Consider the following 13,758-nt stretch of genomic DNA (forward strand, 5'->3'; position numbering starts at 1 on the left):
AATATGTAAAAAGTTTAGTTTTAAGAAGGAAAGTGTTAATGTTTTTTTTTACTTACGGGATTTAGCCCAACGATCTAGGGAGAAGATATGGACACCATGCATCGGATACTTGAAGCAAGCAATGCTTTCAAAGAAGATGAAGAACATATCTTCGCTTGTAAGTCTAATACAAAAACCCGAACAGCCATAACGGCACCTTTGTACCGAAGCCTGTCTCAATATCGTCGGCGGCTATGAGATAAGTGTCTGTATTCCGTACCTGTTTTGAAGTCTTGTTTTTACCGCCCACTTCAACATGAATATCATTAACGAGAAAATCACCTGTCTCCGGTTCGGATACCTGCAATTCGGCATTGATTAGCTGATTCAGCATAAAAGTTTCCCGTATATTTCCTGGGTCAGGCTGTGTATGTATAGCGTAAGAGAGATTGGTGTTTTCGAGGAATATTTTATCCGGTTTCTGCAACCTCGATACACCTTTTCCTTGTACGGAAAGTACATTCAATAAACGGGCGTCAGAAAGCTGATATACGTACTCTAAAATTCGATCTCTGGAAATATCAAGTTTTCCCGCTAGGGCAGAGATGTTAGGTTTGAAAGGAGCCGATTCAGCTATGACGCCCAACAGCTTTTTTACCTTCGCTGCTGTTCCAGAATTGTAAGATGCAATATAAGCTAAGTCTGTATCCACCACAGCATTTATTACTTGTTCCAGCTTTGGTAAATATTCACTTTCCCCTTCTGTGAAAATAGGGAGGTATCCTATCTGGAGATACTTGGCAAAACGAGAAAGGGGTCTTATTTTCGAGGTAATGTCCAGTGTGATTTCACGGTGATGATTTTTTATATCTTGAAGCGATATGGCCGGAAAATTAGCAGTACCGGTAAACATCAGATACTCTCTCAAAGAAAGGCCTGCCAGTGTGTAGCTAATTACCCGGCGGCTAAGATCTGCCTGCCCACGATAAATATCCAATGCCGAAGAAGCGGAGAATATAACCTTCAGCTGAGGGATGCCATCATAAATGTTTTTTAGTTCTCTCGACCAGTTTGGGTATTTATGTACTTCATCGATCAGGAGCACCAACCCTCCCTGTTGATACCACTCCATTGCCGTATCAAGCAATGTGTGGTTGTAAAACCAAGTATGATCAGCCGTAATATACAAAGCATTTTCTTTGATCGGGCCTAGGCCGTATTTGAGATGCTGCAATAACAGCGTTGTCTTACCGGCGCCCCTAGGGCCTTTAATGCCAATCATATGCTGATTCCAGTTGATTTTATCATGGAGATATCTTCTGAACTCGTTAGTTACACTATGTAATAAAATATCTTGGAAATGGAGTAATGTTTGCATATTGTTGTTTGTATACTGCAAATATAGGTAAAAATTGCAGTTTCAATACTGCAATTTTTACTCTATTTTAAGGTTTATAAACTGCAAAATAAGCTTCAGCGCCTTTTGATGCTCATCCATACAATTGTAGATAATTCCGGAATAGTGATTCTTGAATTTACCAAACTATTGCAATCATGTGCTAATCCGGAAGCAATTGATAGATTCTGCTGAACCTCGGTGTGACTTGAGTAATATACAGGATAACTTTTACAGATTTCTTTACCATAAACTGCCTTCCGCGGTAACAATCCAGGCTCGTGACGCGTGGCAGTATGCTGCAGCTTTTACTGGGATTGATAGATTTTAGTAATCTATAACAAAAGTTATAAGTGTGATTATAACTTTTGTCATATTTGGGTTGAGTTTAAAGTATAACTACAACCCCACTACCGGCCGCTCCAACTCTAGCCTTTAGGTTTGTAAAGGTCCCAATTCTAGCGCGGTGCCAATGCGCCAGAAAAGGGATGGGAAGTGGTTTGTTGCTCGATCAGATATAGGAGACATGTAGCACATGTTAGGAAACTGCAGCTAGCGTGAGGCTAGCTGCGGTAATTATCTTTTTCTACATATTGCTAATTTATTTTATGTCTTACAAAGACAAAGATCTCATAAAAGTTGTTAGTGGTTTACGTAGAAGCGGCAAAAGTACCCTGTTTGAGCTATACCGTTGGAAACAATCAAGGATAATTATCCAAAATATTTGCTCACAACAGATGGATTTACGCAAGATCGAAGCGGAGTAAAACACTGGAACGTTTTTAATTGGTTGATTGAAACAAACGAAAGACAATAATTCTATTTTGATTTGCAGTAATAAAGTGCCTTCATTGTGCCGATAAACAACGATTTGCTGCGAACGAGGATTATCTTTTTGCGGACATATCATTGTAACAGGAAGGAATAATCAGTATCTTTACCTTAGCCAGGGATTACAGGCCTAGATATCAATAAGACTATTAAATTTGGTTTGAGGTTTGGTGATTGGTGACTTTGAAAAAGGTTTCTTCTGACAATAGTACAGTTAAAATTATTGATTATAAGTAGTCTTCACAGATTTAATATGGATAAAAGCGCGCTTTCCTTTTGAATAATACACCAGCATATAGGGTATCCCGAGCACTCGCCAATGAAGAGTTGTTACTTGCGCAGATTGCAAAGGGAGATGTCAAGGCCTTTGGCCTCGTATACGACCATTATTACAGCCGTATCTATACATTCGTCCTACGGTTGATGAAAAGCGACGTACTTGCAGAGGAAGTTACACAGGAAACCTTTTTAAAATTTTGGAGACAGGGCTATAAGCTCAAAAATGTAAAGAGTCTGGAAGGCTTTTTGGTCACCATATCCCGTAATAGGACGCTGGATCTACTGAGAAAGGCCAAATTGGAAATAAAGGCCGCAAGACATTATCATGAAGATTGGTCAGAAGCAAACAACGAAACAGAGGAAAGCCTGATTTTAAAAGAGACACAACAGATTATACAAGAAGCCATCGAATTGCTGCCCAGGCAACAGAAACAGGTCTATGAGCTCTGCCATCAAGAGGGCTTAAAATACGAAGAAGTCGCCAAGAGACTGAATTTATCTGTTCTGACGGTGCAGAGCTACATGAAGCTTGCTCTTAAGAATCTACGCAAACAATTGGCAAATAGGACTGACCTGATGGTCCTATTGACTATTTTCAAATTATTTTAGTAACCAATACCCCCGAAGTTCATTTTGATTCGTCTTTGTAATAAAATGCGAAATCGTTAATTGCATGCTCGAGTCAATAATAGTTGCCTCATAAAAACCCGAAAATGGACAAAGACAGATTAATCTATTTATGGCGTTGTTACGTAAATGATACCTCAAGTGATATCGAACTGCAAGAATTGAAAAATGCACTTCATGATGCCGATTTGCAGGATCTGATAGACGAAGCATTGACCGATATATACCAAACTCTTCCTCCAAGAGATATTATTGATATGACAGGCACTGACGCTAAAGATAGCAGCTTTCAAGCAATTATTTCTCATGCCCAAGAGCGATACCCATTTATACATTGGCTTAGATATGGGGCTGCTGCCATTGTATTATTGTGCTTAGGTATCGCTGCTTTATTTTTCTATCATCCCTCCGGTCGCAAGCAAGATACACATACTGTAGTCACACAGGATGTTTTGCCGGGCTCTAACAAAGCTATGATTACAAATAGCGATGGCAAGACAATTTCGTTGAGCGGTTCAAAAGATGCATTAGTGCTCGATGGGGGAGTGTGGAGATATGGAGACGGTACCGAGGTATCAGGTGATGAGCCGTCATCACGGGGCGTACAGACTGTCAGTACCCCCCGAGGCGGGACATATCAAGTGATATTACCGGATAAGACCAAAGTGTGGCTTAATGCGGCATCTTCCATCCGTTTTTCTCCGGCCTTCGATGATCCGCATAGTCGTGAAGTCTTCCTGAAAGGAGAAGCCTATTTTGAAGTTTCTAAGGACAAAAAGCGGCCATTTATAGTTGTGATGGACAAGCAAAGAGTAACTGTTTTAGGTACCCATTTCAATATCAACGGTTATACGGATGAGCCGGCTGTTAAAACGACACTGATAGAAGGTTCTGTTGGCGTTTCCGGGTTGCATAAATCCGATATCCATGTACTACAGCCGGGGCAACAGTCGGAGGTCAAGAATGATGGAATACGCATACAAAAAGTCGATATCGATCAAGTCGTGGACTGGAAGAACGGTTATTTTAAGTTTGTAGAGGAAGATATGGGCAGTATCATGCGAAAAATAGCCCGTTGGTACGATATGGATATACAAGATGTGGATCTCCTGCCAGAGGGAGGCTTTAGTGGACGGATTTCACGCAACAAAAATTTAAGTCAGGTGCTCCGCATGATAGAGGAGGCATCTGGATCTGTTCAATTTAAAATAGAAGAAAGGAGAATTATTGTGACTAGATAATACAGATTCAAGAAAATATACCCAAAAAAAGTCAGGATCCTGTAAGACAGAATCCTGGATTGGTTCAAATTAATACATGAAATCATCACATATTAACCAATCGCGAAATGTCCGCCCCATCGTCGAAAATGAAAAGACAGATCGCTAAAACCTAGGCAAATGTACCAATTATACACTAAGAACAGTAAGATATTCCGATATTCTATTGTTAAATTATTACTAATGATGAAGCTTACCATTGCGCTCATATTGATAACCATGTTTCAGGTTCGTGCAGTCACCTATGCACAAAAAATAACCCTGAATGAAAGGAACGAAACACTGTTAAAAGTATTCGACAAAATAAGTTTGCAGAGCGGTGTAGATTTTTTTATCTCCAGTGCGCTCCTTCACACGGCCAATCCCGTGACGATACAGGTCCGAGAAGCATCCGTCGATCAGGTGTTGACCCAGATTTTCAAAGATCAGCCTTTAACGTTTGCGCTGCAGGATAAGGCAGTCACTGTCCGTGCAAAAAAACCGGCAGCGGTCAGCAAGTCAGCAGTACAGATTCAAACGATCGATGTGCGTGGCCGTGTAGTAGATCCGGAGGGTCGTCCTCTTCAGGGGGCTACTATTGCTGTTGTCCTGAGCACCTCTTCTGAAAATAAAGAGACAGGCGATTTCTCCATGACAGTCAAAGGTCGGAAGGTCGCCGCCGTCACCGATAGCAACGGGGAGTTTCAGCTCCGCGATGTCGATAAAGACGCATTTATTGCTATTTCTTATGTCGGTTACGAAGATTATCCTATTAAAGCAGCGAAGGATCTCGGGACGATCCAACTCAAGCTCTCGGGAGCACTACAGGAAGTAGTTGTCAATACGGGGTACCAGAACATCTCAAAAGAGAGAAGTGCCGGTTCGTTCTCGAAGCCCGATATGGAAATCCTATCCAATAGACCGACCAGCAACAATATCATCCAGCGGTTGGATGGACTGATACCCGGACTGGTGATCAACAACTCGCCTACGTCCGGTAAGCAGCAGTTTCTGATTCGAGGGCTGACGACTTTACCGACTACAGCCAATTATACCAATGCCGCACCTTTATATGTCGTGGATGGGATAGCAGTCCCTGATATTTCTTTTATAAATGCGCAGGATGTGCAGGATGTCACCGTGTTGAAGGATGCTACCGCATCTTCTATCTGGGGAGCACGGGCATCAAATGGTGTGATTGTCATGACGACAAAGAAGGGGAGTACAGGCCGGATAAAAGTCAATTATGACGCCTTTGTCAGTTTTCAGGGAAAACCAGAGATCGACTATTTTCCGGTATTGGATAGCAGGGGATATATACAGGCCTCCAAAGAGACCTTTGATCCGGTCAACTTCACATACAATCCTATTTATTCACCCGTCTTAGGGAACACCGGGTATACCCCTGACCGGCAAATCGAATGGGACTATGCCCGTGGATTGATTTCGGAATCGACAAGAAATACAAGACTGGACAGTTTAGGATCTATCAGCAACCTACGTCAGATAAGGGATATCTTTTATCGTCCGCAAATGCTGATGAACCATACACTTTCTTTGTCTGGAGGGACTGAAAAATATGCTAATTATACTTCCTTGGCCTACAATAAGGATCAGAGTTATGTGCCTGGTAATCGGGACAATACGTTTAAGATAAATACCCGACATGATTATTCTTTTAATAAATTTCTCAAGGCTTACCTTATTGCGGACCTGACCAATCGACGGACAGCTTCAAATCGCGCTGTGTCACCAGATAATAGATTTCTACCCTATCAGTTGTTTCGGGATGCTTCCGGAGATAATATAGATATGTCTTATATGGGCTATTTGCCAACACAGAGTATTGCCGATATTGAAGCTTTGACGGGACGGGACCTGAGCTATAGTCCCCTTACCAATCAAGCAACGGGTACGACTGAGAGCAATGCGCTGATCGCTCGCCTTACATCCGGTATCACCGTTGATCTTTACAAAGGACTGCGTTATGAAGGTATATTCGGTTACATCAGAGGGGCGAATCGTACGATCAACTATGATGACAATACCAACTATAATCAAAATATAATGTTGCTTCGATTTGCCCAGAATAATAACGGGACTATCAAATATAATTTACCCAATACGGGTGGCAGATATGGCACATCCAATCTGACGGAGGAAAACTGGACGGTACGAAACCAGTTGGTATACGATTACACTTCCGAAAATTTGCTCCATCAAATCAATGCATTAGCCGGATATGAAGTCCAGGAACAGAAAAATATCATCACCAGCAGCACGGTATACGGCTTTGATATCAATGCCGAATCATCTTCACTGCTGGATTACAATGCCTTGGCGACCACTGGGATAGCAGGCGGGATTATTCCGACATTGGGTGGAAATGCCAGATATAATGCGGGCCTTTTTGGAGATGAGGCACCTTTTAAGGACCACGAATCGGTGTTAAGATTCAGGTCCTATTACGCGAATATGGGGTATACGTATGACAAACGATATACGGTAAATGCCAGCTGGAGACAGGATAAAAGTAACCTTTTTGGTGTCAACAAATCGGCACAACGCAAGCCCGCTTGGAGCATCGGTGGAAAATGGACCCTACGCAATGAGATCTTTCTGAGGGATATAAGCAGCATCAATGACCTGGCTGTCCGGGTTACTTATGGCATCGGTGGCAATTCACCTGTACCGGGGAAAAGTGCCAGTCAGGATGTGCTGGGGCCTGTTACCAACGCCTTTGTGCCTGGAGGACAGGGGTATCGGGTGGTCACGGCCGGCAACAAAAATCTAACCTGGGAACAGACCAAAACCTTTAATATAGGGCTTGATTTTGCTGTATTGAACTACCGCCTAAATGGTTCCCTGGATTTCTATCAAAAGAAATCATCGGATCTGATCGGTCCGTTGGAAGTCAATCCATTTACAGGATTTGCGACCATCGTAGGTAATGTTGGAGATCTTTCCAACACAGGGATAGAAGCGTCGATCAATTCGGTCAATGTTCGTTCTCCCAATTTCCAATGGAGCAGTAACTTTACACTCGCGTATAATGAAAATAAAATCACCAAGATCAATTTGTTAACAGCTGTGAGTACAGGACGCGACAAGATCAATGCGCAGTATTTATCAGACTATCCGGCATTTTCTCTTTTTTCCTATGATTATGCAGGTCTGGATGCTGAGGGCAATCCATTGGTAAAGCTCGCCGACGGCAGTTCTTCATTAGGTATAGAAGACGCAGAGCTGCCCAAATCAGATGATGTGTTGTTTAAGGGCGTATTCCAACCAAAGTGGAATGGGGGATTTTCCAATACATTTACGTACAGTGGGTTCTCGCTCAATGTCAATCTCATCTACAATCTTGGCCATGTCATGTTCCGCGATGTCAACGGTACCTATACCGAATCCACCAATGGTTATGGATTTATTGGCAATCAGAACTTTCAAAGCGGAAATCTTCACGCTGAATTTGCCGATCGCTGGCAGAAGCCAGGCGACGAGAATATAACCAATATTCCAGGCTATGCATCAATCGCTGACAATGCGAAGCGAAATACCGATTTTTATAGATTTGGCCATACAAATGTAGTCAGTGCCTCCTATATGAAGATCAGGGATATCGGACTGACATATAGATTTTCGAAGTCTATTGCAAGCAAAATTAAAGCCGAAAGCTTGAGCATACGGGCAGGGATGTCCAATATCATGCTTTGGAAAGCCAACGACTATAACATAGACCCTGAGTTCCACGATGCACGCTTTGGTACGAGATATCTTCCAACGGGGCAAAGTGCAGTTCATGTGGGTGTTCATTTAACCTTATAAATCCAAAAGCCATGTTTTACAAGAATAGCATTATAAAAATAGTCATCATCAGCTTACTCGGGATCAATCTAACGTCTTGTAAGAAGGATTTTCTTGAAGTTGTACCAAAAGGGGTCGCTATCGCCACCAAGACATCCGATTATGAGCGTTTGCTGAATGATCCTGCGCTCAATAGGGTTTCATTATCCTCGCAGATTGTGATGTCAGATGAACTAGCAGGATATGCACCCATGTATGCTGTAGGATCCGGAATCGGTACTGTGACGGATCAAAAAGCTTTTGAATACGAGGACGATATTTATTTGGCAACAGAAAATGCGACCGAATTGACCCTGCTGGAACGGCAGCTGTACACCTACAATAAGGTGATCAATGAGGTCATGGAATCCAAAGAGGGCAATGATGCACAAAAGAAGGCTTTGCGTGCTGAAGCGCTAGCTGGCAGGGCATGGGTACATTTTATGCTTGTCAATTATTATGGCAAGCCTTATCATGCCGCTACCGCTGGTACAGATCTGGGCATTCCCTTGGTGACCGTAGCCGACGTGACACAGACTACCTTTACGAGATCCTCTGTTCAGGCTGCATATGATCTGATTATTGCCGATCTGGCCGAAGCGATTTCCGACCTGCCCGTTCAGATTATCAGTAGATACCGCATGTCAAGAGCCGCCGCAGAAGCGATATTAGGGAAGACCTATGTCTATATGCATCAATTTGATAAAGCTTTGCCATTATTGACTTCGGCACTCACCAATCTGTCGGGTTCCGGTATTACCATTGGATTGTATGATTTCAATGATGTATTTGGCGAAGGTGGAGCTTTTTATCCTATAAATCCTTTTACCGGTCCCAATCGTTTCAATCTGGATACTGATAAAGAAGTAGTATATCTGAAGAGTTTTGTTAATCTGTATAGTTATATCATGTCCGGCATTCCGATTAGCCCGCAAACAGCGGCATTGTATGCAAACACAGATTTGCGTCTTAATTTTTTTAACAGTTCACCTTTTCCACCTACGGGGGTTCTATATCCATCCGGAATGATGAGATGTTATGGAAGATATAACAATATGGGTGTAAATGTGTCCGATATCCATCTTTTAAAGGCCGAATGTGAATCTCGTACCAATAATCTTGCAGGTGCTGTTACCGATTTGGTGGCTTTCCGAAAGACAAGGATGAATAAGGATGTCGCAGATGAAGCAAATATACCGGCGGATATTGCATCAGACAAGATCGCACTTACCAAATACATATTGGAGGAGAGGATAAGGGAGTTTGCTACAGCAGGAGAACGCTGGTGGGATATGCGACGCCTTTCTGTCGATGAGGATTACAAATCGACTGTTGGTATGGCACATCATGTGTACGATGCAGCTGGTAACATAGTCCAATCATTTCCATTAAAGCCGGAGCGATTGAAGTTTCGCTTCCCCCAATACATTATGACAGCAAACCCTGATCTGGATCAGAATCCATAGATCTCTCCTCAACAATTGACAGACCGAGTGTAACGAGCGCATTGTATACCATTGAGTTCATACACACAATAAATAAGAAAAAAATAATAGGATGAAAATGAAAAAAATAATGATCACGTTTCTACTATCGCTATCAGTAGGAATTGTATGTGCACAATTAAAGGAAAGTACCATTACTGTTAAGACCACTTCGACGAAAATAGATTCGATGTGGGTGTCTGGTCCCAATGGAAAGACTTTCTTTGCAAAACCGGATGAGGAAAACAAAGTTGTACTTCGTTTTAAAGAAGAACACCCTTTTATATTGAAATTGGGTATTGATGCACCCACTAAGTGGAGCCTCTCTTTGTTTGTTGAACAAGGAGATCAACTTACTGTGATAACGGACCTTGATAAACAAACGAAATTTTCTGGAAAGGGAAAAGAGAATGCCCAAGTACTATTTGATTGTCTGACCGCATATACGGCTACTTATAAAGAGATGGAGAAGGAGATTGGTACGCGTATGTTGAGTCCAACGGAGTTTTTTGAGACCTATTTAAAACTTGGACAGTCTCAAATAGATGTGTTGGAAGCCAATAAAGAAAAAGTAAGCCCCGCATTTTACCAAGATAGGTCTATTGCTTTTCAATATCAAAAACTAAACTTACCCACCTATGGGCCAAGTTTTTTTGTGCAGTCTGGTAAAAAACTCTCTGAATCGATTCCTGAGGGTTACTGGGATTTAGAAAAAGAGGTGAAAATAACGGATGATCTGTTTTCAAATTCTGATTATACTGGATATATGAAGGGGATTTTTCCTTATTTTTTATTGATCCAAGAAAAGTTGAAGCAAGGGAAATTGGACAGCACTTTTACCAATGAGGCAGATGAGACCTTGAAGTTGAGTTTGGTAGAGCGTAAATATCCAACCAAGCTGAAGAGCATGGCTATTGTATCGATTATAAGTGGTGCGTTGGGAAAGGCCAAGGATGTGACTACGCTCAAACCTTTGATGGATAGTTATCTAACAAAAATTGAACCTGAAGATGCGGAAGCGTTAATGAGTAAATACAACGATTATACGAATTTAGCGACAGGAAAAATGGCCCCAGACTTCACATTGAAAAGTTTGGAAGGCAACGACGTATCGTTGAAGGATTTTAAAGGAAAAGTGGTCTATCTTGACTTCTGGGCGAGCTGGTGTGCTCCTTGTCGACATGAAATGAAAAATGGTAGCCCCAAGTTGCATGAAAAATTTAAAGATAATAAGGATGTGGTCTTTCTGTATGTGAGTCTAGACAGTAAAGTGGATGCTTGGAAAAAAGCGATTGCTGATGATAAGATAGAAGGTATACATCTGTTATCCCAAGCTACTTCAGGTGTAAATACACCTATAGCAAAGGCTTTCAATATCACCGGTATCCCACGCTACGTTATTATTGGCAAAGATGGAAAAATCGTTGACAATGATGCGCCCAGACCAAGTCAGGATATTACAGCAGAGAAGATAAAAGAAGCATTGAATGAAGGTTAGGCATAGTTGAAGAGGTTGCTACCATCAACCGCCAAAACGAGTGAAAAAAGTGGTGCGGTGATTCGCTGGTCGTTGGACAGGTTTACCGACCACAGGTTTGGGAATTTTGTCGGGTACCCGGGCAAAGTCGGCGCTAAAGAGACTGTAAAATAAACTGTGTTACAAGCAGCTATTCTTTTCTGTCCCATAGTTGCAACATTTCTGTCAAGTCGCTATATTCTTCTGCAAATGCTCCGTCAAGTTAATGCCTACAATTGTAGATAATTCCGGAATAGTGATTTTTGAATTTACTAAACTATTGCAATCATGTGCTAATCCGGAAGCAATTGATAGATTCTGCCGAACCCCGGGTGTGACTTGAGTACAAGTCAGAAATAAAACTGCCTTCCGCGGTCGTTTGGTTAAATGTAACGGTGCCCGTGCTTTAATAATTTCTGGACTTACAGTTTTTAGACTAGTCACGAGCACCGCTTTATTCTTATTACGTAGCTTCATTTTTTTTTGTGATTGTCTATCACGATAAACGATTTTTCTAATATTTGTTTACTGTAATGAACAATATTTGTTATATTTGTTTATTACGGTGAACGAAATGGAAGCGCTAATAGAATTATTTCAACGAAAACTCAGGCATGTAAGTGTTGATTTCACGCGTAGTCTAATGCAAGAAGTCAACTGGAATGCGAGGTTAATCGGTATAAAAGGAGCTCGGGGCATCGGCAAAACAACCTTGCTCCTGCAACATATCAAGCTGCACTTGTCTGATCGATTAGACGAAGTGTTGTATGTAAGTTTGGATACGATATGGTTCAACACCAATTCATTAGTTGGGCTGGTTAAAGAATTCGAACAAAAGGGAGGGAAATACATGTTCCTGGATGAAGTGCACAAATATGATGGCTGGGCGCAGGAATTGAAGAATATATACGATGACTATCCTGAACTGAAAATCGTTTTTACGGGGTCGTCCTTATTAGAAATCTTAAATGCATGGGCAGATCTTAGTAGAAGGGCTGTGATCTATACTATGCAGGGGTTTTCATTTAGGGAATATCTGGCTATCGAAACAGGTGTTCGATTTGAACGGATAACCTTAGTCGATTTATTGGCTCAACATACAGAAAAAGCTAGGGAAGTAAATGAACAGATCAAGCCTTTCCAGCATTTTTCGAACTATCTTCAACACGGTTATTATCCCTACTATAAAGAAGAACCCGATCTCTATTTTATGCGTTTAGGAGAGGTATTAAATATGATGCTGGAGATTGAATTGCCGCTATTGCGGCAGATAGACCTCGCTTATGTGGCTAAAATTAAACAGCTGCTAACGATCATTGCGGAATCCGTACCTTTCATCCCCAACGTAAGTAAGATAAGTGAAAAGATAGGGATTAACCGAAGTACCTTGTTGTCCTATCTGCACTATCTGGATGAAATAGATTTAACCACGAATCTTTTCAAATACGGGGAAGGAATCAGTCTGTTGCAAAAGCCATCGAAAATTTATCTCGAAAACACGAATCTTATTTATTTGCTGGCAAAGGAAAATGCGAATCGCGGAAATCTACGTGAAACGTTTTTTGCTAACCAAGTTGGGTATGCGCACGACCTTAGCTATGCCGAACAGGGAGATTTTACAGTGGACAATCAATATACCTTTGAAATTGGTGGTAAAGATAAAACAGAAAAACAGATTAAAGGAGTTGACAGGGCATATGTTGCTTCAGACGACATTACGCACGGTTTTCATCATAAGATCCCGTTATGGCTCTTTGGTTTTTTGTACTAATAGACACCGGAGGCAGAAGATACTTATGAATCCGTGACTTCGCAACTGATGGAACGCTGGGGCGAAAAAATAGTGTTTCAGTTTGAAGATCGCTTGGAGAAAGTCCTCGAAACGTTAGAGGATTTCCCTTTTTTGTACCCAGTAGCTGCGTATACATCCTCTCTTTCCCTCACTACTACTTTATCTTCTGATACGTCTGCATTGAGGAGAAGATCAAATAAGCGTTCTAATTTACATGCAATATGACGCTTTCCTAAAAATAACAATTAAAAAGAATTTCAATACGCCCGCGGATAAATATAAATGGAGCTTCATTATAAAATTAACGTAAAATGTTTGTCGGTATATAATATTACTACAGCGGCGATACACCCGAACAATGAACTGTAATAATATTGGTAATCATGATGTGCAAAATGAACCATTAAGGCTCCGACAGCAAAAAGGAATAACCATATTACAGCAGCATTTTTTAATTCATGATGGAATATGCCAATGATTAAAGCTACCACACCTAAAAGTTCGGCATAGCCAATAAATAAAGTCCAACTTTCATTGAACCCTAAATCTTTCATCCCATCCATCATGCTTTGTTTCTTGAAAACTTTGAAAAGACTTGCGTAACCGAATAGGTATACATAATAAGTAAATGCGGTCCAGTGAATAATTTGTATAATCATAATCTTTTTTTTGCTAAAGTATTGTGTACTTTTATAATAGACAAGTACCTGCCAAATAATCAGGTACTAACAAAAAAGTTAGAAATGCGA

At 41.3% G+C, this 13,758-nt stretch carries 9 protein-coding genes; 6 read left to right on the forward strand and 3 right to left on the reverse strand.

The features are described 5' to 3' along the window. Positions 1-163 precede the first annotated feature (163 nt). The gene (locus FAZ15_RS14135) at positions 164-1,357 is read right to left on the reverse strand and encodes an ATP-binding protein (RefSeq protein ID WP_136901961.1); all 1,194 of its coding nucleotides are present in this window, start codon (positions 1,355-1,357) and stop codon (positions 164-166) included. 1,125 nt (positions 1,358-2,482) lie between these two features. On the opposite strand from FAZ15_RS14135, the gene FAZ15_RS14140 reads away from it, so the two are divergent. From FAZ15_RS14140 to FAZ15_RS14160, 5 genes are all read left to right on the forward strand, one after another. After that, a complete protein-coding gene (locus tag FAZ15_RS14140; RefSeq protein WP_136901962.1) occupies positions 2,483-3,094 on the forward strand; it encodes an RNA polymerase sigma factor in 612 nt (203 codons plus the stop codon). 104 nt (positions 3,095-3,198) lie between these two features. Beyond that, positions 3,199-4,353: a FecR family protein gene (locus FAZ15_RS14145; RefSeq protein ID WP_136901963.1), complete on the forward strand. Its 1,155-nt coding sequence runs from the start codon at positions 3,199-3,201 to the stop codon at positions 4,351-4,353. A 222-nt stretch (positions 4,354-4,575) separates the two neighbouring features. Then, on the forward strand, positions 4,576-8,199 hold the full coding sequence (locus tag FAZ15_RS14150; RefSeq protein ID WP_162304949.1) for a SusC/RagA family TonB-linked outer membrane protein: 3,624 nt from the start codon (positions 4,576-4,578) through the stop codon (positions 8,197-8,199). An 11-nt stretch (positions 8,200-8,210) separates the two neighbouring features. Further along, entirely contained in the window at positions 8,211-9,683 is a 1,473-nt protein-coding gene (locus FAZ15_RS14155; protein ID WP_136901965.1) for a RagB/SusD family nutrient uptake outer membrane protein, read from the forward strand. 97 nt (positions 9,684-9,780) lie between these two features. Beyond that, entirely contained in the window at positions 9,781-11,199 is a 1,419-nt protein-coding gene (locus tag FAZ15_RS14160; protein ID WP_162304950.1) for a TlpA family protein disulfide reductase, read from the forward strand. Here FAZ15_RS14160 and FAZ15_RS14165 read toward each other — a convergent pair. Next, on the reverse strand, positions 11,196-11,387 hold the full coding sequence (locus FAZ15_RS14165) for a hypothetical protein (protein WP_136901967.1): 192 nt from the start codon (positions 11,385-11,387) through the stop codon (positions 11,196-11,198). The genes FAZ15_RS14160 and FAZ15_RS14165 overlap by 4 nt on opposite strands. A 404-nt stretch (positions 11,388-11,791) precedes the next feature. Here FAZ15_RS14165 and FAZ15_RS14170 point away from each other — a divergent pair, with 404 nt between their 5' ends. Further along, entirely contained in the window at positions 11,792-12,988 is a 1,197-nt protein-coding gene (locus FAZ15_RS14170; RefSeq protein ID WP_136901968.1) for an ATP-binding protein, read from the forward strand. Between the two features lie 314 nt (positions 12,989-13,302). Here the strand turns inward: FAZ15_RS14170 and FAZ15_RS14175 are convergent, their stop codons facing one another. Beyond that, complete coding sequence (locus FAZ15_RS14175; protein WP_136901969.1) at positions 13,303-13,668, reverse strand: DoxX family protein; 366 nt, start codon at positions 13,666-13,668, stop codon at positions 13,303-13,305. Between the last annotated feature and the right edge of the window lie 90 nt (positions 13,669-13,758).

The organism is Sphingobacterium olei, from assembly GCF_005048855.1.
Taxonomy (GTDB): Bacteria; Bacteroidota; Bacteroidia; order Sphingobacteriales; family Sphingobacteriaceae; genus Sphingobacterium; species Sphingobacterium olei.

Excerpts from the sequence above, each read along its gene's own strand:
- FAZ15_RS14175 (WP_136901969.1), bottom strand. The coding sequence starts at position 13,668 with ATGATTATACAAATTATTCACTGGACCGCATTTACTTATTATGTATAC.
- FAZ15_RS14150 (WP_162304949.1), top strand. The coding sequence starts at position 4,576 with ATGATGAAGCTTACCATTGCGCTCATATTGATAACCATGTTTCAGGTT.
- FAZ15_RS14155 (WP_136901965.1), top strand. The coding sequence starts at position 8,211 with ATGTTTTACAAGAATAGCATTATAAAAATAGTCATCATCAGCTTACTC.
- FAZ15_RS14170 (WP_136901968.1), top strand. The coding sequence starts at position 11,792 with ATGGAAGCGCTAATAGAATTATTTCAACGAAAACTCAGGCATGTAAGT.
- FAZ15_RS14135 (WP_136901961.1), bottom strand. The coding sequence starts at position 1,357 with ATGCAAACATTACTCCATTTCCAAGATATTTTATTACATAGTGTAACT.
- FAZ15_RS14145 (WP_136901963.1), top strand. The coding sequence starts at position 3,199 with ATGGACAAAGACAGATTAATCTATTTATGGCGTTGTTACGTAAATGAT.
- FAZ15_RS14160 (WP_162304950.1), top strand. The coding sequence starts at position 9,781 with ATGAAAAAAATAATGATCACGTTTCTACTATCGCTATCAGTAGGAATT.
- FAZ15_RS14165 (WP_136901967.1), bottom strand. The coding sequence starts at position 11,387 with ATGGGACAGAAAAGAATAGCTGCTTGTAACACAGTTTATTTTACAGTC.